General features: G+C 59.1%; 18 protein-coding genes and 1 tRNA gene. 9 read left to right on the forward strand and 10 right to left on the reverse strand.

The window, feature by feature from the left end:
• Window positions 1–81: 81 nt before the first annotated feature.
• Together OIS50_RS07120 and OIS50_RS07125 are read left to right on the forward strand one after the other, a co-directional pair.
• Complete coding sequence (locus OIS50_RS07120) at window positions 82–417, forward strand: YbaB/EbfC family nucleoid-associated protein (RefSeq protein WP_059071100.1); 336 nt, start codon at window positions 82–84, stop codon at window positions 415–417.
• On the forward strand, window positions 407–1,465 hold the full coding sequence (locus OIS50_RS07125; RefSeq protein WP_264693623.1) for a glycosyltransferase family 2 protein: 1,059 nt from the start codon (window positions 407–409) through the stop codon (window positions 1,463–1,465). Before OIS50_RS07120 ends, OIS50_RS07125 begins: the two co-directional genes overlap by 11 nt.
• 113 nt (window positions 1,466–1,578) lie before the next feature.
• On the opposite strand, the gene OIS50_RS07130 is transcribed toward OIS50_RS07125, so the two are convergent.
• Entirely contained in the window at window positions 1,579–1,797 is a 219-nt protein-coding gene (locus tag OIS50_RS07130) for a PspC domain-containing protein (protein WP_059071098.1), read from the reverse strand.
• A 231-nt stretch (window positions 1,798–2,028) separates the two neighbouring features.
• On the opposite strand from OIS50_RS07130, the gene OIS50_RS07135 reads away from it, so the two are divergent.
• Both OIS50_RS07135 and OIS50_RS07140 read left to right on the forward strand, forming a co-directional pair.
• Entirely contained in the window at window positions 2,029–3,762 is a 1,734-nt protein-coding gene (locus tag OIS50_RS07135; RefSeq protein WP_264693624.1) for a tetratricopeptide repeat protein, read from the forward strand.
• A gap of 383 nt (window positions 3,763–4,145) precedes the next feature.
• Entirely contained in the window at window positions 4,146–5,123 is a 978-nt protein-coding gene (locus tag OIS50_RS07140) for a pyruvate dehydrogenase complex E1 component subunit beta (RefSeq protein WP_264693625.1), read from the forward strand.
• 63 nt (window positions 5,124–5,186) lie between these two features.
• Here the strand turns inward: OIS50_RS07140 and OIS50_RS07145 are convergent, their stop codons facing one another.
• Both OIS50_RS07145 and OIS50_RS07150 read right to left on the reverse strand, forming a co-directional pair.
• On the reverse strand, window positions 5,187–6,587 hold the full coding sequence (locus OIS50_RS07145; RefSeq protein WP_264693626.1) for a hypothetical protein: 1,401 nt from the start codon (window positions 6,585–6,587) through the stop codon (window positions 5,187–5,189).
• A gap of 123 nt (window positions 6,588–6,710) precedes the next feature.
• Window positions 6,711–8,132 (reverse strand): hypothetical protein, encoded by a 1,422-nt coding sequence (locus OIS50_RS07150; RefSeq protein ID WP_264693627.1) that lies wholly within the window; start codon window positions 8,130–8,132, stop codon window positions 6,711–6,713.
• 346 nt (window positions 8,133–8,478) lie between these two features.
• Here OIS50_RS07150 and OIS50_RS07155 point away from each other — a divergent pair, with 346 nt between their 5' ends.
• Window positions 8,479–9,033 (forward strand): DinB family protein, encoded by a 555-nt coding sequence (locus OIS50_RS07155; protein WP_264693628.1) that lies wholly within the window; start codon window positions 8,479–8,481, stop codon window positions 9,031–9,033.
• Here OIS50_RS07155 and OIS50_RS07160 read toward each other — a convergent pair.
• The 3 genes from OIS50_RS07160 to OIS50_RS07170 all read right to left on the reverse strand — a co-directional run bounded on the left by OIS50_RS07160 (window position 9,030) and on the right by OIS50_RS07170 (window position 10,781).
• The gene (locus OIS50_RS07160) at window positions 9,030–9,485 is read right to left on the reverse strand and encodes an acyl-CoA thioesterase (RefSeq protein ID WP_264693629.1); all 456 of its coding nucleotides are present in this window, start codon (window positions 9,483–9,485) and stop codon (window positions 9,030–9,032) included. The two genes, OIS50_RS07155 and OIS50_RS07160, sit on opposite strands and share 4 nt — an antisense overlap.
• A 42-nt stretch (window positions 9,486–9,527) precedes the next feature.
• Window positions 9,528–10,253, reverse strand: coding sequence for a class I SAM-dependent methyltransferase (locus OIS50_RS07165; protein WP_264693630.1), 726 nt, complete (start codon window positions 10,251–10,253; stop codon window positions 9,528–9,530).
• A 78-nt stretch (window positions 10,254–10,331) separates the two neighbouring features.
• Complete coding sequence (locus tag OIS50_RS07170; protein ID WP_264693631.1) at window positions 10,332–10,781, reverse strand: DMT family transporter; 450 nt, start codon at window positions 10,779–10,781, stop codon at window positions 10,332–10,334.
• 83 nt (window positions 10,782–10,864) lie between these two features.
• Here OIS50_RS07170 and OIS50_RS07175 point away from each other — a divergent pair, with 83 nt between their 5' ends.
• Entirely contained in the window at window positions 10,865–11,056 is a 192-nt protein-coding gene (locus OIS50_RS07175; RefSeq protein ID WP_264693632.1) for a DUF2256 domain-containing protein, read from the forward strand.
• Between the two features lie 79 nt (window positions 11,057–11,135).
• A complete protein-coding gene (locus OIS50_RS07180) occupies window positions 11,136–11,531 on the forward strand; it encodes a hypothetical protein (protein ID WP_264693633.1) in 396 nt (131 codons plus the stop codon).
• Between the two features lie 61 nt (window positions 11,532–11,592).
• On the opposite strand, the gene OIS50_RS07185 is transcribed toward OIS50_RS07180, so the two are convergent.
• Both OIS50_RS07185 and OIS50_RS07190 read right to left on the reverse strand, forming a co-directional pair.
• Window positions 11,593–11,664 (reverse strand) — tRNA-Glu (locus tag OIS50_RS07185).
• Window positions 11,665–11,931: 267 nt separating this feature from the next.
• Window positions 11,932–13,476 carry an aldehyde dehydrogenase family protein gene (locus OIS50_RS07190; protein ID WP_264693634.1) on the reverse strand — a complete coding sequence of 515 codons (1,545 nt, stop codon included), beginning with the start codon at window positions 13,474–13,476 and terminating at the stop codon, window positions 11,932–11,934.
• Window positions 13,477–14,251: 775 nt separating this feature from the next.
• On the opposite strand from OIS50_RS07190, the gene OIS50_RS07195 reads away from it, so the two are divergent.
• Window positions 14,252–14,728 carry a nucleoside deaminase gene (locus tag OIS50_RS07195; RefSeq protein ID WP_264693635.1) on the forward strand — a complete coding sequence of 159 codons (477 nt, stop codon included), beginning with the start codon at window positions 14,252–14,254 and terminating at the stop codon, window positions 14,726–14,728.
• A gap of 212 nt (window positions 14,729–14,940) precedes the next feature.
• On the opposite strand, the gene ffh is transcribed toward OIS50_RS07195, so the two are convergent.
• On the reverse strand, window positions 14,941–16,281 hold the full coding sequence (gene ffh, locus OIS50_RS07200) for a signal recognition particle protein (RefSeq protein ID WP_264693636.1): 1,341 nt from the start codon (window positions 16,279–16,281) through the stop codon (window positions 14,941–14,943).
• Between the two features lie 169 nt (window positions 16,282–16,450).
• Between ffh and OIS50_RS07205 the strand changes: the two genes are divergently transcribed.
• Window positions 16,451–17,755 (forward strand): glycosyltransferase family 4 protein, encoded by a 1,305-nt coding sequence (locus tag OIS50_RS07205; RefSeq protein WP_264693637.1) that lies wholly within the window; start codon window positions 16,451–16,453, stop codon window positions 17,753–17,755.
• A gap of 144 nt (window positions 17,756–17,899) precedes the next feature.
• Here the strand turns inward: OIS50_RS07205 and OIS50_RS07210 are convergent, their stop codons facing one another.
• A complete protein-coding gene (locus tag OIS50_RS07210) occupies window positions 17,900–19,747 on the reverse strand; it encodes a hypothetical protein (RefSeq protein ID WP_264693638.1) in 1,848 nt (615 codons plus the stop codon).
• Window positions 19,748–19,842: the final 95 nt, after the last annotated feature.

Below are 19,842 nucleotides of genomic sequence, written 5' to 3' on the forward strand. Positions count from 1 at the left end.
CGCCGCTGTGTGCTCTTGGGTTTACTCAGGGGCAGCACTGGCAATTTTGTAACAACTAACAATCAACAACATACCTCGCTTATGTTTGATATGATGGGCATGATGGGTCGCTTCAAGGACCTGCAGGAGAAAGTAAAACAAGCCCAGGAAGAGCTGAAGAACATCACGGCCACTGCCGAAGCCGGCGGCGGCATGGTGCGGGCTACGGCCAACGGCAAGCGCCAACTGCTGAAGCTCGAAATCGACGAGACGCTGCTTTCGCCCCAGGACAAGGACATGGTAGCCGACCTGGTGGTGGCTGCCGTGAACAAGGTGATGGACGAGGTGAACGAGAAATCGAAAGAGCACATGAAGCAGCGCACCAGCGGCCTGCTGCCCAACATTCCCGGTCTCGACCTAAGCGGCTTTGGCTTATAATACCCCAGCTGATGGCGACTACAACGCCTCCGATGTAGCCGTAGTCATCCTGAACTGGAACGGGCAGCGCTGGCTGGAGCAGTTTCTCCCGTCGGTGCTGGCCCACTCCGACAATGCCCGCGTGGTAGTGGCCGACAACGCCTCCTCCGATAACTCGGTAGCCTGGCTGGCCGCGCACTACCCGCAGGTGCAAGTGCTTCAGCACGCTGAAAACCTAGGTTTCTGCCAGGGCTACAACCAGGCCCTAGGTCAGCTGCCCGGCTACAACTACTACGTGCTGCTCAACTCCGATGTGGAGGTAACTGCCGGCTGGCTGCGGCCCCTGCGCGAACTGCTCGAAAGCAACTTGAAAGCAGCCGCCGTTCAGCCGAAAATCAGAGCCTACAACGCCCGTACCGAGTTCGAGTACGCCGGGGCGGCCGGCGGCTACCTCGATCGGCTGGGCTACCCCTTCTGCCGCGGCCGCCTGTTCGATGCCCTCGAAACCGACCTAGGCCAGTACGACGACCCGCGCCGCGTGGCCTGGGCTACCGGCGCCTGCATGATGGTGCGCGCCGCCGCCTGGCACTCGCTGCAAGGCCTGGAGCCCGAGTTTTTCGCGCACATGGAGGAAATAGACCTCTGCTGGCGACTCTGGAATGCCGGCCACGAGGTTTGGTACCACGGCGGCAGCACGGTGTACCACGTGGGCGGCGGCACCTTGCACAAATCAAACCCGCGCAAAACCTACCTCAACTTCCGCAACGGCTTGGCTTTGTTGTATAAGAACCTAGCCCCGGGCGAGTTGTGGCCTACCCTGCTTACCCGCTTTGCACTCGATTATGTAGCCGCAGCGCAAATGCTGACTAAAGGCAACCCCGCCGATGCCGCGGCCATCGTGCGGGCGCATCGGCACTTCTTCGGTAAGCTAAGCTACTGGCGCGAGCGGCGCAGGCTGGCCAGGCCGCAACTGCCCGCTGCCCAACGCCCCGGCACCTACCTGGGCAGTTTGGTATGGGCCTACTTCGGCCAAGGCAAACGGCGCTTTTCAGAACTGAAATTCAACTGACATCAGCCTTAGGTCGGCTAGGTGGCCAGAAAAAACAACAGGTCGGCAACCGGGGTTGCCGACCTGTTATGCTATTGTGTCAAGGGCCTAATTGCCCCAAGTGCCGATGCCGATTACAAATCCCACACGGTGCTGCGCTGGCGGCGCATAGCCCGGCGTACGTTCATCCAAAAGGCCAGGGCGAAGTACAGCACAATGGGCGAGCCGAACGTGAAGAACGACGCGTACACAAAGGATAGCCGCACGCTGCTGGTCGAAAAGCCCAGTTTGTTGCCCAAGGAGCTGCACACCCCGAAGCTCTGCTGCTCAATAAAGTCCGTAATTCGTTTCATAGCTGGGTGATGGTCGAGGCTGTTCAGTCGATAATATAACTTGCGGCGAGCCGAGCGTCAAGCATAGCAGCAGTAAATTTTGCTGCTGCTATGTCCGAAAAGCGGCTAATTGCGTTAAGGGTGCTGATTTTGCCGTCTGAATTTAGTTGCATGAGAGTTACGCGCACCGCGCTTCTACGCCTCCTTCCGGTCGTTACGGCCGCTACCCTGCCTGCTTGTACGCTGCCGCGCATGCTGCGGGTTGCGCAAGAGGGTCAACAAGTTCAGGTGCGGCCGCCGGTGCTCGAGGCCAACGGCGAGAATGTGCTGGCCGAGCTGGAAGTACGCGTGCCGGCCAGGCACCTGCACAAAGGCGCGGTGTACGAGCTGCCGCTGCGCTACCGCTACGACAACGGCCTGCGCGAAGATACCGCCGGCACCGTGCGCTTTTTGATGGGCGAATACGTGTACGACGAGCAAGACCGCAACTTCCTCGTTATCAAGAAGCCCATTGCCTTTCCGTACGAACCCCGCAAAAACCCCGGCCAGCTGGTAGCGGTGCCGCAGGTGCGCCGCCTGAAATCAGGCGGCAAAGTGCTGAAGGCCGAGCAGGAGCTGCTGGTTGCGCGCGGCGTGGTACTGCCCAGCCGCTTGGTGGTGCGCGAGGCTGAGCGCGTAACCTATTTGCCCGAAGAAGCCAGCCTGGAGGGTGGCGGCACCCGCGTGCTGCCTTTTTTCTTTGATGAAGGCCAAAGCGCTATCCGCAACTACCTAGGCACCAACGTGGCGGCCCTGGAGGAATTTATCGAGGCCAACCAGCACACCCAAAAGGTGATGATTGTGGCCGGCCACTCGCCCGATTCGCTCGACTCGCACGACCCGCGCCTGCCCGAAAAGCGTGTGCAGGCCCTGATGCGCTACTACAAGCGCCGCCTCGACAACAACTCCTACCTGAATTCGCTCAGCTCGGTTAAGTTCGAAACGCAGACGTACCGCCGCCGCTGGGATTTGTTCCTGAGCAAAGTGCAGGCCTCGGCCCTGCAGCCCGAGCAAATCGATTCGGTGGTCAGCATCATCAACGACTCGCGCGGCACCTGGGCCCAAAAGGAAAAGCAGCTGCACACGCTGTCGTTCTTCGATTACATCGAGCAGTACGTGTACCCCGTAATGCGCTTCGGTACGGTGGCCGTGCGCTACACGGCGCCGCAGCGCCTGCAGTCCGAGATTTACATCCTCTCGAAGAAGATTGTCGAAAAAGAGCTGGAAGCCGACGCCCTCACGCCCGAGGAGCTGCGCTACTCGGCTACGCTAACGCCCCTGCTGGCCGAAAAGCAGCGCATCTACGAAACCGCCGTGGCTACTTCGGGCCGCTGGGAAGCCTACCACAACCTGGGCGTGGTATTGCTCGAGCGTTCCGAGAAGGAAGTAAGCGACAAAGTGCGCCGCGCCTACCAGCGCCGCGCCGCCACCAACTTTACCCTGGCCGCCCACCGCAACCCAACGGCCACCATGTTCTCGCACGTGGCCACTGCCTGGCACCGCGCCGGCGACCGGCTCGAAGCCCTGCAGAACTACGATTACGCCATCAAGCTTGGCGGCCCCAAACCCGTGCTCGACAAAGTATTTGCCGACAAAGCCGCGCTGGAAATCGAAATTGGGCAGGTAGATGACGCGCTGCGCAGCCTGAGCTACAGCGACAAATCGTACCAGAACGTGATGAACCGCGCCCTCATTTACCTTACCAAGGAGAATTACGACGGCGCCGCACAGATTTACCAGGAGGCACTCAACCTCAAGCCCAACGACCCCATGGCCTACTATTGCCTTGCCGTGGTGGCCGCCCGGGCCCAGCGCGAAGGCGACGTAGGCCAATACCTGCGCCGCGCCGTGCAACTCGACCGCACCTTTGCCCAGCGCGCCGTCGAAGACCTAGAGTTCCGCAGCTACGCCGGCAGTAAAACGTTTATTGAAGCGCTGCGGCAATAGAACAGTAATTCCCCTCCTCAGATGAGGAGGGGTGCCCGAAGGGCGGGGTGGTTGACAATCGTTGGCTAACGCCTGAAAAATTACCCTAGGTCGTCATGCTGAGCTTACCGAAGCATCTCTACCGCTTCGTTGAGAATGTTATCCGCAGAGATGCTTCGGCAAGCTCAGCATGACTTGCTGGTTGGTTGAGGTTAGTATCTGACGCGAGGCCAACCACCCCAGCGTCAGCTAAAGCTGCCGCGTCCCCTCCTCAGCTGAGAAGGGGAGCTTTTCGTTCAGCTAATGATTTGCCCACTCCCGCCTATCATTGTAGCTTTACGGGCCGGTTCCTCGTGAGCCGGCCTTTTTTTCATTGACCCGATTTTTCCTTTCCTGACATCTACATGCGGACGATCCAATTCCGGGAAGCCCTGCGCGAAGCAATGTCCGAGGAAATGCGCCGCGATGCGAGCGTGTTTCTGATGGGCGAAGAGGTAGCTGAATACAACGGCGCCTACAAAGTAAGCCAAGGCATGCTCGACGAGTTTGGCCCCGAGCGCGTAATCGACACGCCCATTGCCGAGCTGGGTTTTGCTGGCATTGGCGTGGGCGCGGCCATGAACGGCCTGAAGCCGATCATCGAGTTCATGACGTTCAACTTCTCGCTCGTGGCCATCGACCAGGTCATCAACTCGGCCGCGAAGATGATGTCGATGTCGGGCGGGCAGTACACCGTTCCGATCGTGTTCCGCGGCCCAACCGGCAACGCGGGCATGCTCTCGTCGCAGCACTCGCAGAACTTCGAGAACTGGTACGCCAATACTCCCGGTCTGAAAGTGGTGGTTCCCTCGAACCCTTACGATGCCAAGGGCCTGTTGAAGTCGGCCATCCGCGACCCAGATCCGGTGATTTTCATGGAGTCGGAGCTGATGTACGGCGACAAAGGCGAGGTACCCGAAGAGGAATACCTCGTTGAGATTGGCAAAGCCAACGTGGTTCGCCAGGGCAAGCACGTAACCATTGTGTCGTTCGGCAAGATGATGAAGGTGGCCCTAGGTGCTGCCGACGAGCTGGCCAAAGACGGCATCGAGGCCGAAGTAATCGACCTGCGCTCGGTACGCCCCATCGACTACGCTACGCTGGTGGAATCGGTGAAGAAAACCAACCGCATGGTGGTGGTAGAGGAAGCCTGGCCGCTGGCCAGCATTAGCTCGGAGCTGGCCTACCACGTGCAGCGCTACGCCTTCGACTACCTCGACGCGCCCATCCGCCGCATCACCTCGGCCGATGTGCCCCTGCCCTACGCTCCCACGCTCATCGAAGCCGCGCTGCCAAATGTAGCCCGCACGGTGAAGGCCGTGAAGGAAGTGCTGTACCGTTAAGGTTCACGCTTAGCAAACGAACACGCCCCGCCGGACCTAGGTCCGGCGGGGCGTGTTCGTTTATCAGGGCCAGAGCAAACGCGGTCCGGAGCTGGCGTGAAGCAGCGTATTTGCCGAGAGCATTAGGCAAACCGCCACAAACGCGAGGTAGCTGAGCGCAACGGGCCAACGCCAGAGTAAGGCTTGCCAGTTGCGCGGCCAGGCAAAGCACAACACGGCATAACAGGCCACGTGCAACGGAATAAAAAACCGGCACTCGATAGCCGTAGGAATGGCCAACGCCACGGGCGCCAGGAGTATGCCGGCCACCAGCCAGAAGCGGATTGCAACCCAGCGGCGTCGGTTGTGCCAGAGCACGAGCAATGCCAGAAACAGCACCGTGTAATTCAGCACCGACAAGGGCAGCGTGGGGCCCGAGAGCTGTTTGATGTAAGGCGTGGCATATTTCAAGTCGAGCCCGTTGAACACGTGCCGGCCGTACAGCGTGGCGGCCTCAGGCAGGTTGCGCCACATGGCTTGAGCGTAATGCCCCGGGCTGGGTATGCCCTGCTCAAACGAAAGATGCTCCGAATCGAGGATGCGCTGGCCTACGGGGTCGGTGTACATGATGCGCGGATCGGCTGCCGTAGGGTCAATCGTGCCCTCAAACTTTTGCACCGCCAGGCCCCAGGTAAGCTGGGCCAGGTACAGGCCCGTTGGGTGCGCCGGGTTGCGGGTAGCCAGCACCAGCGGGGTAGCCTTGTGCCAGTGCCGAAGGTTGATGGCTAGTTGCGGTCCTCCTATCAGCAATACACCTAGGGCAAATGCCGCAATGCTTTTCCAGAATACTGCTTGCGCAAGCGCATGCCGGTTCAGCCAGACGTGAGCTGCAAACAAAAAAGCAGCGCTGCTCAGGTAAATAGGCCGGAAGTTGGCCGCCGCCATGCACAAGCTGCCGCACAGCAGCATGGCCCCTAGGTACCGAGGCCAGCGCAGCATCAGCCAGCAAGCTACTACCAAGCTGAGGAACGCCGGAAAATCAGATAGCGGGAAGTTAAAGTAGTCGCGCCAAAACAGGAACCCGAGCCCGGCAAAGGCGGGCCGGCGACGCCAGCTCAGCCGCCCGGATAACAATACTTGCTGCCAAAGTGCCGGCACCGCCCACCCAAACAAAACGGCCGCCAGCGCAGCCCCAAGCAGCCGGCACCATTGCAGCGGCGCAATGCCCGTAACCACCGAGCCAACCTTAAGCGGAAACAACAGCAGCGGCAGCAAGTAGCCCCGCAGGCTGTTGTGGTACGAGAGTAGATGGAAACGCTTGAACTCGAAGTAAAACTGCCCGCTAAGCTCCCAATACGTATTCGAATCGTAGTAAAGTGCCTGGTAGCCACTGCCGAAGAGGTACAGCAGGAACACCCCGAACACAGCTAAGCAAACCCGCAGCGTTACGCGCGTTTCGGAGGCAGAAGACGTAGGTGCCGACATTGGCTGCAAAGGTGTACCTTTTGCCCGAGGCCGCGTCAAACACGCTGCGGCCTTCTGCAGCACGTTTGCTCAACCCTGATTGAACTGCACGGCGGCCATACCGGCCAATTGTTGTCTGGCACTTTACGGCTCAATTATTTTCGTACTCAGTTGTAATGTAGCCTGAGTGCTCGAGGAGAACGTGAAGCAGATCAACACAAAAATCCCGTAGGCTCCTAACAGCCGTAAGCGTTGGCTTCCGGATAAATCATGCCATATCCAATTACGCGAAAAACCAAAGCACACCACCGCGCTGAGCATTAGGTGCAACGGCAACATAAATCGGCATTCAATTACAATGGGGATGCAGGCAACACATGGCACGAGTAACGCCCCAACCACCAGCCATTGCCCCACAGACAACTTCGCTCCTCGTGAAGAAATAGCCAAAACCGCAAAAAATAATACAGTATAATTCACAAATGACATGAACAACGAATTATTGTGCACTTTATAAACATACGGAGTAGGATACAGCAGATCTAATCCATTAAAAATATGCCTGACGTAAAGCGCAGCCATATCTACTGGTTTAGTTACAACAAACTCAATATATTCACGGTACGAATTTATCACCTCAATATTTTTTGCCTGAAGTAGCGCTTTTCCGGAAAGATCATTAAATCTCACCTGCGGACTCGGATAATCCGTTCCAACATTGGTTTCGTAACGCTGAACAATCAGACCAGCATTTAATTGCCATAGATACAGGTTTGGCTTGCCATTTACTTTGTAATTTTCATCGTTAGCCAAAACCAGTGGGTTTTTGACGTTAAAATGACGAACGTTGATCATCCATTGCGGGATGGCTACCAACACGCATCCCAACGCAAAAGGCAAGATATACGAATGCAAAAGCGCCCATTTGGATCTGAGTATTGGTAATGCATAGTACGCGCCTACCAAGAACATTACCGGTGCTGATACGATGTATATCGGACGGATGTATACTGCACAGGCAAAAAGAACGCCGGAAACAAAAGCTCCTGCTAATTTTGGTACTCTGACTACTACGATTAGCGAAGCCATTAAAGCCGCAAAGGCCGGAAAATCAGATAAAGTAAAGTTGAAATAATCGCGCCAGAACAGTAATCCGTATAGAATAAAGAGCAGCCTACGCAGCCAATGCACCTTATCTCTGCTAGTAATTGCCATCCATAGCTGTGGTGCCAACCAGCCAAAAATAGCTGCCGCATACAAAGCTCCCGATATTTTAATTGCCAGTAGCTCCTGAGATGAAATATTCGGGCTTTTATGCACAAATGCGTATAGCGGGTAATTCAAAAGCGGGTACATATATCCCCGAAGTGGTTGACTGTAATTTAACAACGAGAATTTACCGTCAACAGCAAATAGGCCCGATAATTTCCAGTAAACATCTGCGTCATAGTATAACTTGTTGTACTTAGATGTCAACAGATGCACCAAAAAAACCAAAAAGGCCAGGGCGTACCAGAAAAAACCGTATTCGTATATTGATTTACCAGGCGCTTTAGTTGGTTCCATATATCAACGCAAAGATTGCAAGCAAATATAGCTCAAGTGGGGTTTTCGGCTTGATGCCTTGGGGCACTAACCACAGCGGCACGGATGCCCTTGGCCTGGAGTTGCCAAAGCCCAGAAAGCCAAAAAATGGGCGGGCTTCAAAAACCTCTAGGGCATGTCTGTACAAGTGGGCCTTGCGGCAGCGGTGCCGATTAGCCCGAACCGACCTGGTTACTTAGGCCCAACAGCCCGGTATCACGCACCTGTGTCGCGGTTCGGAAAAGTGCGCAAGAAAGGGTAAAATTGAGCGCAAAGGTGGGGCCCATACATAGGTTCGGCCAGATACATTGTCTTCTTGACTGCCTCCATGAATCACCGCTTGCACCTCCGCTTCGAGCAACTCGAAAACGCCACGGAAAAGCTGCTCCGATCGGCCGAAACGCTGGGCGAGCAAGCCTACCACGCTCCGGCGCCGGGGCAGTGGTCGGCGGCGCATGTGGTGCACCACTTGCTGGCCTCGGAGGCGGCCATTGGGCAATACCTGCAGCAAAAGCTGCGCGAACAAACCACGCTAGCCAACGGCACCCTGGGCATGCGCCTGCGGGCCGGGTTGCTGCGGCTAATGCTGCGCCTGCCGGGCATCCGGTTTAAGGCGCCCGGCCGGGTGGCGGCTCTCACGCCCACGGCCGCTACCGATTTGCCTTCGCTGGCCGACATGCGCGCGCAGTGGCGTGCCAGCCGCCGGCAGCTCGAAAACCTGCTGAACGAGTTTCCGGCTCAACTCGTCAGTCGGGCCATTTTTAAGCACCCGCGGGTAGGCATGCTCACGATTCAGCAAACGCTCGATTTTATGCTCGACCACGTGTTGCACCATCAGCAGCAGTTGGGCCGCATCAGCAAAGCCCTGCGCCAAACGGTTTAGGCACTGGCTTGCGGGCCCCGCTCGATTTCGGCGTACGAGCTGTGCCGTTCCAGCCGACCTAGGGCTTCGGCCAGCTCGGCGGGCGGCGTGGCGAGCTTGCGCTGGCGCAAATCTAGCCAGGCCCCGTCGACGGTGATGATGGCCGACTCGCGCCCATCGGCTTTGTAAATGGTGTGCACGATGCGCCAACGGCTGCCATCGGCGCTAAGGCCGGCCAGCTCGGCACCCACTTTAATGGTTTCGTTGGGGCTGATTTCCTTCAGGAACCGGGTGTCTTCGCGAAACAGAATCGGGCCAATGCCCAGTTTGGCAAACTTGGCCAGCGGAAAACCGGCATCCTCCAGAAAGTCCAGGCGAAGTTGGGCGGCGTAGTCGTTGTACGCGGAGTGGCGCATGTGGCCGTTGGGGTCGAGGTCGGCCCAACGGATGGGATATTGCTTGTGGTAGTGCATGTAGTTGGCAAGTAAGCTCCCTGTTACGGGAAAGCGCCAATGTTAGCCGCGGCGGGTGAGGCGCACCAAAAATTGCTGCTGGTCGTCTTCGTCGATGAATTCGACATCGTAACCGGCTTCTTCAGCGTAGTCCTGCACGATGGTGGGGTCGGCGAACAGCCAGTGAAATTGCGGACCGGTTTGCTCCTGGTAGCTCATCTGGTACTCCACCTCGCCGTAGTATGGGCCGTTGAGGTTGAAGTTGAGCGCGCCGTCCTCGTCTTCATAAACGTAGCTGATATCGGAGCTGGTAGCCAGAATTTGGCCGCCGGGCAACAGGAGCTGGTGGGCCTGTTGCAGAAATTTGGCCAGCCCATCGAGGGTGCCCACCACGCCCAGGCCGTTCATCAGCATCAGCAGGGTATCGTAGCGCTCGGCCGAGGCGGCGGTCAGCTCGAAGATGTTGTGGCGGGCCACCTCGCGCACCCCGCGCTGCTGCATTACCTGCACGGCCCCGGCCGATACGTCGATGGCTTTCACCTGAAAACCGCGGTTTTGCAGCTCCAGGGCGTGGGCCCCAGCGCCAGCCCCTAGGTCGAGCACGCGGCCGCGGCACTCGTCGAGGGCGGTGCGTTCGAGCTCAGGCATTTCCCACAGCGTCCGGAAAAAGTATTTCGCGGGCAGCGGCTCGTCTTCGGCCACGCTGCTGTGCACCGTAAGGGTTGCCGAGTGGTTGCCGCCCAGGTAGTCGAGAAGCGCAGCCCCGATGGGGTCGAAAGCAGAAGCCATGTGAGGTAGTAAGTAGGGAGTAGGTGGTAGTGGGCAGTTGGCTTTTCGGGCCAGGCACCCGCTATTAGATACTGCTGGCTAAAAGCGGCGGATGAGTAGTACGCCAACCAGTAACAAAAGTATGCCGGCCACGCGGCCCACCGATACGCGCTGCATCGGCAGGCCCAGCAGCCCAAAATGATCGAGCGCCACCGAGAGCAACAGCTGCCCGGCAATCAGCAGCCCGAACGTAAGGGCCACGCCCAGCCGCGGCGTGAGCACGGTTACGGAGCCCACATAAAACGCCCCGATTACCCCGCCCAACCACACGGCCGGCGACTCGGAGCGGGCGGCCCCTGCCAGGCTGCTCAGGCGCATGCCCGAACCTAGGGCAATCAGCAGCAGCGTTACGGTGCCAATGGCAAACGATGCCAGGGCGGCAATTACGGGTCCTCCTCCGGCGCGGGCCAGACGGGCATTCAGGGCCGCCTGCACGGGCAGCAATGCGCCCATGCTCACGGCCAGCAGCATCAACAACAAACGATTCATAAACCGGAAATGAAAAAACGCGGCAAGTTAGCCACAACCAAGCGCAAGGCCCGCGGTTTACTTGGGCAAAGCCCCGCTTGCCTATGCCTGCCCGCTCCGCCGCCCCGCGCTACACCAAAAGCACCTTGCCCACTAAACCGTGCGCTACCTGCGGGCGGCCCTTTGCCTGGCGCAAGAAATGGAGCCAGTGCTGGGACGAGGTAAAGTACTGCGGCGAGAAGTGCCGCCGCAACCGCCCGGGGCCCGAAGTTGGTAGCGGCCCCGCCACTTCCTGAGGCGCCCTACCGGCCCCTAGGTGTATCCCTGGCCGAGGAGCTTGCGTTGAGTACTTACTACACCCTTCTCTGCTGAGCCATGTCATCGAACCTCGATTACCTCAACCCCAACCTCGTACCCCTGGAGCAAAAAGTAATAGCCTACCTCGAAGCCGAAGAGGACTTGCGCCAAACCGAAGTTGAGGCCCGCAACCTGCAAACGGCGCACCCCTCGGGGGCCGAAGTAGCGGCCAACAACTTTATCCAGAACATTCCGGCCGTGGAGCCGCCCCGCCCCCTGGCCGAGGTAGAGCAGCAACGGCAGCAGCTGCAGCAAACCATTGCCCAGCTGCGCGACGAGATAATGCAACTGCTGCCTGCCCGCGACGAGTGGGTGAAGGTGAACCTAGGCTACGGCCCCAGCCGCGTGGGCGCTTTCCGGCTCGACAACCCCAAACCCGGCCAGCCCGAGTACATGCTACGCATCGTGCACTAATTGCGCCCGACCAATACCAAACAAAAAAGCCGCTTCCTGATGCAGGAAGCGGCTTTTGTTGTACTCCGTAGGGGAATCGAACCCCTGTTGGCAGAATGAAAATCTGCAGTCCTAACCCCTAGACGAACGGAGCGTTTGTCGTTTGACGATGCAAAGGTAAGCAAAGCCTTTTTATTTCCGCAAGCCTGAATCGTGGTTCAGGCCACAAAAACGCACTTCACGGCCTTACCCATCTGATTTCCAACTACAAAATTTAACCTGCGGGTAACTTTCGCTGGGGAGGCTGTTGTGCCCACCTGGGTGAAAACCCGACCGCAGCGTGCCGGAACGGCTCGGCTGCAACCAAACACGCGCTTGCCCGGTTGCTGGACTGGCGTGCTTGGTTGCAGGTGGCCGATGGTTAGATTTTTTCCGGAAGCAGCAGGGCGTCTTCGTAATTGCCGAGCACGGGTTGGCCGTTGCTGGCCTGCGTTACGGCCTCTACCAGCAGCTTGCCGCCCACGAAGGCCCCTTTCCACGACTCGCCTAGGCCGCCGAACACCTCTTCCCGGTCGCCGCGCGAGCGGAGTTTGTTGATACCGACTTTGAAGGCCCGGATTTCCTTGGCCGTGCGCTGCGCCCACTTCTGGTCGTCGGAGGCCAGCGCGGCTACCAGCGCGCCGTTCGAGATGTTCATCTCCCCTACCAGCTCCTCTACCCGGTCCACAAGCACGATGCTGTCGATGGGGCCGAACGGCTCTTTGAAGTACAGTTCGCTTTGGCGCGGCAGGTTTACGAGGGCCCTAGGTGCGCGGTAGGCCGAGCAGTCCTGGCCGGGCAGAAACAGGCTGTCGTCGAGCTGGCCTTCGTAAATCGGCGTAGCACCGGTTTTCAGCGCGTCGGCGTAAAGGCGGTCGAGGTCTTCGGCCTGGCGGCTATTGATTACGGGACCGAATGCCAGATCGGGCAGCTTGTCGTCGGGGTTTTCCACCAGCGTGGGGTTGCCTACTTTCAGGCTTCGGGCGGCATTCCAGTACGTTTCCAGGAACTTCGGGAACAGGCTGCGCTGCACCACAAAGCGCACGTAGGCCGTGCAGCGCTGCTTGCCGTAGTCGTAGCCTTTTTTGAGCTGATCTTCGAGCGCGGCCCAGTCGGAGTAATTCCAGATGCCGTAGGTGTTCACGCCCTCCATTTCCAGCATGTAGCGCTTGTGTACCGAGGCCAGGGCGTCGGCGATGTTGCGGCCGTTGTAGCGCCCGCCCACAAACGAAAGGCAGTCAATGGCGTCGTTTTTCACCAGCACGTCGCTCAGCTCGCCGCCCGAGCCGCTCACCAGCGTTACGGGCAGGCCGCAGCGGCGGGCAATGGCAAAGGTGAGGCTCAGCGAAATAAAGCCGCCATCGGTGGGCGTTTTGGCCACGGCCGAGTTGCCGCACAGCACCTGCACCAGCACTGCGTGCAGTAGCACCGACATGGGGTAGTTCCAGGAGGCGATGTTCGAAACCACACCTAGGGGCTCGCGCTGCCCGAGCATGCTCTCGATGTTATCGACATACCACTGCACCCCGTCGATGGCGCGGTCGATGTCGGTGAAGCCCAGCTTGTAGGTTTTACCGATTTCCCACATCAGCAGCTTACCTACCAGGTCGGCTTGCTGCCGGAGCTGATCGAGGCAATCCTGTACGCAGCGGCGGCGCTCGTCGAGGTCGGTTTGGGCCCACTTACCGGCTTCGGCATTGGCGAAGGTTACGGCGCGCAGGGCCGTTTCGCGGTCGAGCATGGGCAGGGCGCCCAACACCGAGCCATCAATGGGCGACACAAAATCCTGGGGCTTGCCGGGCTCCTGCCAGCGGCCTTCGAGCAGGTTGAGGTATCGGCCGCTGGGGTCGAAGATTTCGGGAGCAACTTGCTTTACCTGCGCAACGAGGCCAGCAAACGCTACTTGGGGCGAAATGATTTTAGGCATAGGAAGTGGGTACAGCAAATCCAGCATCGGCCCGCCGCGCGGCGGGCCGATGCTGGATTTGCCCGTTCGTTCGGCAACAATAACCAACAACTCCGAATGTTGCTTCCTGCCCGGCTTCTCCTACTGCGCTTACCTGCACCCTCACCTAGGGCTGGCCAGCACTCCAAATCAGCCTCATAGAATAAACCACGGGCTGCACATTTTTCCGCTTAGCAGCGTGGCACTTGCGCTAGTCAGCCTGCCAAGTTGGCAACTAACTAAGCCCGCCTCCGCAAGCATAAAGCGGAATATTTATATTTATTCATCTCCCTCCAAAGCTTAGACAATAGCTTACTGCTTGGTTTCAGCGCAGCATATAAGCAATATAAAAAACCCTTACGCGGAGCAATGATGCCACAAATGCACGCCTAGGTAAGTTGAATGGGCATAAAAAAAGGGCAGCTATGAGCCGCCCTCTTTTCCACAACCAAAACACCTAAAAAACTATTCTTTCGCAAAGGTAATGACAATCTTCGTGCCAGAAACATTTTTAGTTAAAAAATCTGCTTGAGGCTTCAGATTCCTCCTCAAGGAGCATAAATCGCTCCGGAAGGTTGCATCAGCACATTGCTTTGAAAGAACGTCATGTCACAACAGACAAGCCTGTAAGTTGGTGCCCAACTTGTTACGCTTCCCCGGATTTTTTTGGCGCAGCCTTTACAGCTGGCCAAAACCCTGATTTACCGGTATTGCAGCGCGGGGTGTACTTTTGCAACCCTTTTCCCGTTCAGCAACTATGGATACTCCCAATCCCGAATTCATGCGCGAGGCTATCCGCCTTTCGATAGAGAAAATGCAAGCCGGCCACGGCGGCCCCTTTGGTGCCGTAATCGTGAAAGACGGCCAAATCATAGCCCGCGGTTTCAACCAGGTAACCAGCACCAACGACCCTACCTGCCACGCCGAGGTAGATGCCATCCGGAAAGCCTGCAAAGAGCTCGGCACCTTCCAGCTCGACGGCTGCGACCTGTACACCAGCTGCGAGCCGTGCCCTATGTGCCTGGGCGCCATTTACTGGGCCCGCCCCCGCCGCGTGTTTTATGGCAACACCAAGCAGGATGCGGCAGCCATCGGTTTCGACGACCAATTCATTTACGACGAAATCGAGAAGCCCCTCCCCGACCGCCAGATCCCGATGGAGCAGCTGCTGCGCGACGAGGCAATTGCCGGTTTCCAGGCCTGGACCCAGCACGAGGGCAAGACGGAATACTAAAGAACCGCTGGAATTAAAGTACCGTTGTCATCCTGAGCAAAGCGAAGGACCTCCTCACGCTAGAACTAAACGTCGTAACCTCAACTGTTCAGGCGTGGCAAGGTCCTTCGCTTTGCTCAGGATGACAGATGATGATTACTCAACTGCTACTGCAACAAAAAGCCCGGCTGCCTTTCGGCAGCCGGGCTTTTTGTTGCAGTAGCACCTAGGGCTTAGCGGCGCATGCCCATCATGCGGGCCATTTGCAGCATACCGCCTTTGCTCTGGCTCATCTTGTTCATGGTGCGCATCATTTTGCGCATCTCGTCGAACTGCTTCATCAGGTTGTTTACCTGCTGAATGCCCTGGCCCGAACCGGCGGCGATGCGCTTGCGGCGGGAACCGTTCATGATGTCGGGGTTGGCGCGCTCCTGCGGCGTCATCGAGCGGATGATGGCTTCGATTGGCTTGAAGGCGTCGTCGTCGATTTCCACGTCCTTCATGGCCTTGCCCATGCCGGGGATCATGCCCACCAGATCCTTCAGGTTGCCCATCTTCTTGATCTGCTCGAGTTGCGAGAGGAAGTCGTCGAAGTTGAACTGGTTTTTGCGGATCTTCTGGTTGATGCGCTTGGCCTCGTCCTCGTCGAACTGCTGCTGCGCGCGCTCTACCAACGAAATTACGTCGCCCATGCCCAGGATGCGCTGGGCCATGCGGTCGGGGTAGAACAGGTCGAGGGCCTCCATCTTTTCACCCGTCGAGATGAACTTGATGGGCTTCTCCACCACGGCCCGAATCGAAAGGGCAGCACCGCCGCGGGCATCGCCGTCGAGCTTGGTGAGCACCACGCCGTCGAAGTTGATGCGCTCGTTGAACGACTTAGCCGTGTTCACGGCGTCCTGGCCGGTCATCGAGTCAACCACAAACAGGGTTTCGCTCGGGTTGATGGCGCGCTTCACCTGTTCGATTTCGCGCATCATCTCCTCATCCACGGCCAAGCGGCCGGCGGTGTCGATGATGACTACCTTCTTGTTGTTCTGCTTGGCGAACTGAATGGCGTTTTGGGCAATCTGCACGGGGTTTTTGTTCTCCACTTCGGAGTACACCTCCACGCCGATTTGCTCGCCGAGCACCTTCAGCTGGTCGATAGCGGCGGGGCGGTACACGTCGGCAGCCACCAGCAGCACGGTGCGGTTTTGCTTCTTGATAAACGAGGCCAGCTTGCCGGCAAACGTGGTTTTGCCCGAACCCTGCAAGCCCGAGAGCAGCACCACCGCCGGGTCGCCTTTGATGACGATGTCCTGCTTCTCGCCGCCCATCAGCTGGGTCAGCTCGTCGTACACGATCTTCACCATGAGCTGGCCCGGCGATACTGCGGTGAGTACCTCGCGGCCCATGGCCTCGTCCTTAATCTTGTCGGTGACTTCCTTGGCCACCTTATAGTTTACGTCGGCATCAACCAGCGCGCGGCGGATTTCCTTAACCGTCGAGGCAACGTTGATTTCGGTGATGCTGCCTTGGCCCTTCAGGGTTTTGAAGGCGCGGTCGAGCTTGGTAGATAAATTATCAAACATGGGTTGTGCGTAGCAAAGGAATGCTTCGGGCTGAAGGCCTGGCGGCCGATGCAACACCCCGCAGGAGTGCCGGCTGGTTCGGCGCCAAGCACAAAAATAGCCACAAAACCATGAATGCCGGTTCGGTGGTTTACTTTCGCGTTTCCCGAACACCAAAAAGTGCCTTGCCGTGCCCGCACCGCTTCGTTTGCTGGTCATTACCTACTACTGGCCCCCTTCGGGCGGGGCAGGCGTGCAGCGCTGCCTGAAGTGGGTAAAGCACCTGCCCGAAATGGGCGTGGAGCCCACGGTAATTACCGTTGATCCGGCGGCTGCGGCGTACCCGGTTTTGGATGCTTCGCTCGAAGCAGATGTACCCGCCGACGTACGGGTGTTGCGCACGGGCACCCTCGAGCCTTTTGGGGCTTACCAGAAACTAACGAACCGGCCCATTCCGCACGGCGGCTTTGCCAACGAAGGGCGGCCCTCGCTGGCGCAGCGGGTAGCCCGGTTTGTGCGCGGCAATCTGTTTCTGCCCGACCCGCGCCGGGGCTGGAACCGCTTTGTGCTGCGCCAGGTAGAGGAGCTGCTGCAAGCCGGCGAGCGGTTCGACGCGGTGCTTACTTCATCGCCGCCTCACTCCACGCAACTGATTGGCCTGGAGCTAAAACGGCGCTACGGCATGCGCTGGCTGGCCGACATGCGCGACCCCTGGACCGATATTTACTACAACCAGGCCCTGCACCGTACGGCCCTGGCCCGTCGCATCGATGCGCGCTACGAACGGCAGGTACTCGAAGCGGCCGACGTGGTAATCACCACCAGCGCCGATACGCGCCGCCTGCTGCTGGGCAAGGCCGCGGGCCTGCCCACCAACAAGTTTGTGGTATTGCCCAATGGTTATGACGAGGCCGATTTCCGGCTGCCTTCGGCCCCTCCTGCCGATCAGCTGCTGATTACCTACGTGGGCACCATTACGGGCCAGTACCACGTGCAGCCGTTTCTGGAGGAAGTAGCGGCGTGCGCCCAACGCCACCCCGAGGTGCCGCTGCGCCTGCGCTTCGTGGGCCGGGTGGGCAAAGAAGTGGAGCGTCAAATTGCGCAGGCAGGCCTGCAGGAGCGCACCGAGCTGCTCGAATTTGTGCCGCACGACGAGGCCGTAGGCTACATGCTCCGGAGCAGCGCGCTGCTGCTGGCTATTCCGAAAGTGCCGCACAACCTGGGCATTTTGCCGGGCAAGGTGTTCGAGTACATGGCGGCCAACAAGCCCATCATCTGCATCGGCCCTACCGCCTCCGATGCGGCCCACATCCTCGACGAAACGCACGCCGGGGTAACCCTAGGTTACGACGACCGCCCCGATATGCGGGAGCACCTGGAGCAACTGGTAGCCTCGTGGCAGAAAAGCCCAAACCTGGATTTGCCGGCTTTCAGCCACTCCCGCTATTCGCGCCGCGCCCTCACGCAGCGGTTGGCTGGGTTGATTAGGGGCTGATGCAGCGCGGGCTTTGGCTTTGCCTTCCTGCGGTTCAGCCCGCGCTGCACCGCGCTAACTCCCTAGGTCAGAAATTACTATCCGGTGACGCGGACTACAACCGAAGGTCGGCGTAGCCAAAGTCCGCGCTACAGTGCGCTCCTGCTACAACTTCAGCCGCTCCCACACTTTGCGCACGGGCTTGGGCAAGGCATCGAGCAGGTTTGCACGCAGCTGGCCTAGGGCCGAACGCCCGAGCTTTTGGCCTTGCCATTGCGCCAGCACCTCGGCCAGCTTTTCGGCCAGCGCTTTGTAGTGCGGGCGTTGGTAATGGCGAATGTTGTTGGTGACGTCGGCGCGAGTATGCACGATTTCGCGCACATCAATCAGGTAGCAATGCGGCGTGCGCTCCACGAACTCCTCCAAAGCCCGGTTCATCAGCCGATGGCGCTCAGCGGCACCCGGTTCAGCTGAATTGGGAAGTTCCACTTCGGCGCCCGTTAGTAGCAACAAAGGCACGCCGGCGGGCAGTTGTTCGCGCAGCCACCGAAGGTTTTGCTGAAACTGCTCGGGCGTGAGGGGGCCGAGGCAGGTAAACTCTTGCTGAAAACGCTGCAGAAAAGCTTCGTCCATGCCGCGAAACCTGCGCTGCTGGTAACGCTGCGCCTGCTGCTGCGGATCGACGGCGGTAAGATTTTGGTAACCCCCAAACGGAATGGCAATGCCGGTGCTGCTTTCGCGGTACAGCTCCTGGGTGTAGTCCATCAGCGGGCTGTACACCACGGCATCGTAGCCGCCTTGCCAGAGCAACGGCCGGAAGGCCTCAGCATCCAGAAACGGCAAAGCGGCGGCCAGGCGTTGCTGCTCAGCTTCCGGCAACGCGCGGCTCAGGCGCAGCAGCTCGGTGTGCTCGGTGTGCACCGGAATCTGGTTGTGGTTGACGTAGTTAAAGTCTTCCACCACGTCAACCTGGTAGGTTTGCAGATACGGCGTCAGCTGCCCTAGGTCGCAACCGCCCTTAAGCAGAATGCGGAGCCGCGGCTTGGCTGGCCCCTGCCGGGGCACTGCCTCGGCAGGGCGGCGCGTAACAAGCGTTATCCAGTCGGGCTTGTCGGTGGTGTTCAGCTGGGTGGCCACGTCGCCTTGCACCGCGAGCTGCGGAAACCCTAGGTGGGCGTAGGTCCATTGCTCCACGCCCAGGTGCAAAATGCGGCAGCTGAACGTGAACTGCTCCAGCTCGTTGGTCTGAGTATTGAGGCAGTACACGCCCACCAGGCCGTAGTCGCCGAAACGGTCGTGCACGCGCACGGAGCCCCAGCGCAACGCAGGGTTGGCCAAACCGGCCTCCAGCTCGGGCAGGGCCACGCGGCGCTTGGTGTAGTTCAGCTGGTTGGAGCGGTTAATCAGCTCGTCGAGGCGGCCTATGTCGGGGCGCAGGGCATCGGCGCCTTCGCGCACCTCCGCCTGCACCTGGGCATCGCGCAGAAAAGCGAGGTTGTCGCCGTGGTACCCGGCGCGGGCTTGCTGCTGCCGCTCCAGCAGGCGGTACTGCCCAAGGCGGGCGTACGTGGGGTCGGGCTTGCCGAGGGCCAGCAGCTGCGGCGCCAGTTGGGGCAAATCGGCGGGGTCGGCTACCTGCAGCCTGGGGTTGTAGTGCAGCGCTTCGGCCCGGTTCATCGGGTTATCGTCGAGAAAGAGCGCATTGGGAGCCCGCAGCTGCATGTCATCAAGCAATTGCCTGATGATGGGGCCTTTGGGCTGCCAGCTTACCTGCAGGAACACGAACAAGTCGCGCACCCCCAGCTCCTCAAGCTTGGCCTCGACGGGCCCTGGGTCGTTTTTGCTGACGATGGTATGAACCATGCCGCGGGCGGCCGTAGCGCGCACGAGCGCCAGGTTTTCGGCCACGGCCTGTACCTCGCCCTCCGACAACGTGCCGCGCCAAAAAGTATCGTCGAGGTCCCAGATAATGAGCTTGACGGGGTCGGGGAAATTAGCGTGTGGAACTGTCATCCTGAGCGCAGCGAAGGACCTTATCACGTCGGATAGTAGCTCACCAACGTTAGCCGTGCCCGCGCGGTGAGGCCCCTGGCTTTGCTCAGGATAAC

Origin of the sequence: Hymenobacter sp. YIM 151858-1 (assembly GCF_025979705.1) — a bacterium.
Lineage (GTDB): Bacteria > Bacteroidota > Bacteroidia > Cytophagales > Hymenobacteraceae > Solirubrum.

Bases quoted from the DNA above. Each gene is read 5' to 3' on its own strand.
- OIS50_RS07135 (WP_264693624.1), top strand. From the start codon at position 2,029: ATGCTGCGGGTTGCGCAAGAGGGTCAACAAGTTCAGGTGCGGCCGCCG.
- OIS50_RS07190 (WP_264693634.1), bottom strand. From the start codon at position 13,476: ATGCCTAAAATCATTTCGCCCCAAGTAGCGTTTGCTGGCCTCGTTGCG.
- OIS50_RS07195 (WP_264693635.1), top strand. From the start codon at position 14,252: ATGGATACTCCCAATCCCGAATTCATGCGCGAGGCTATCCGCCTTTCG.
- OIS50_RS07175 (WP_264693632.1), top strand. From the start codon at position 10,865: ATGCCTGCCCGCTCCGCCGCCCCGCGCTACACCAAAAGCACCTTGCCC.
- OIS50_RS07150 (WP_264693627.1), bottom strand. From the start codon at position 8,132: ATGGAACCAACTAAAGCGCCTGGTAAATCAATATACGAATACGGTTTT.
- OIS50_RS07170 (WP_264693631.1), bottom strand. From the start codon at position 10,781: ATGAATCGTTTGTTGTTGATGCTGCTGGCCGTGAGCATGGGCGCATTG.
- OIS50_RS07155 (WP_264693628.1), top strand. From the start codon at position 8,479: ATGAATCACCGCTTGCACCTCCGCTTCGAGCAACTCGAAAACGCCACG.
- OIS50_RS07120 (WP_059071100.1), top strand. From the start codon at position 82: ATGTTTGATATGATGGGCATGATGGGTCGCTTCAAGGACCTGCAGGAG.
- OIS50_RS07180 (WP_264693633.1), top strand. From the start codon at position 11,136: ATGTCATCGAACCTCGATTACCTCAACCCCAACCTCGTACCCCTGGAG.
- OIS50_RS07130 (WP_059071098.1), bottom strand. From the start codon at position 1,797: ATGAAACGAATTACGGACTTTATTGAGCAGCAGAGCTTCGGGGTGTGC.
- OIS50_RS07210 (WP_264693638.1), bottom strand. From the start codon at position 19,747: ATGACAGTTCCACACGCTAATTTCCCCGACCCCGTCAAGCTCATTATC.
- OIS50_RS07145 (WP_264693626.1), bottom strand. From the start codon at position 6,587: ATGTCGGCACCTACGTCTTCTGCCTCCGAAACGCGCGTAACGCTGCGG.
- ffh (WP_264693636.1), bottom strand. From the start codon at position 16,281: ATGTTTGATAATTTATCTACCAAGCTCGACCGCGCCTTCAAAACCCTG.
- OIS50_RS07140 (WP_264693625.1), top strand. From the start codon at position 4,146: ATGCGGACGATCCAATTCCGGGAAGCCCTGCGCGAAGCAATGTCCGAG.
- OIS50_RS07160 (WP_264693629.1), bottom strand. From the start codon at position 9,485: ATGCACTACCACAAGCAATATCCCATCCGTTGGGCCGACCTCGACCCC.
- OIS50_RS07165 (WP_264693630.1), bottom strand. From the start codon at position 10,253: ATGGCTTCTGCTTTCGACCCCATCGGGGCTGCGCTTCTCGACTACCTG.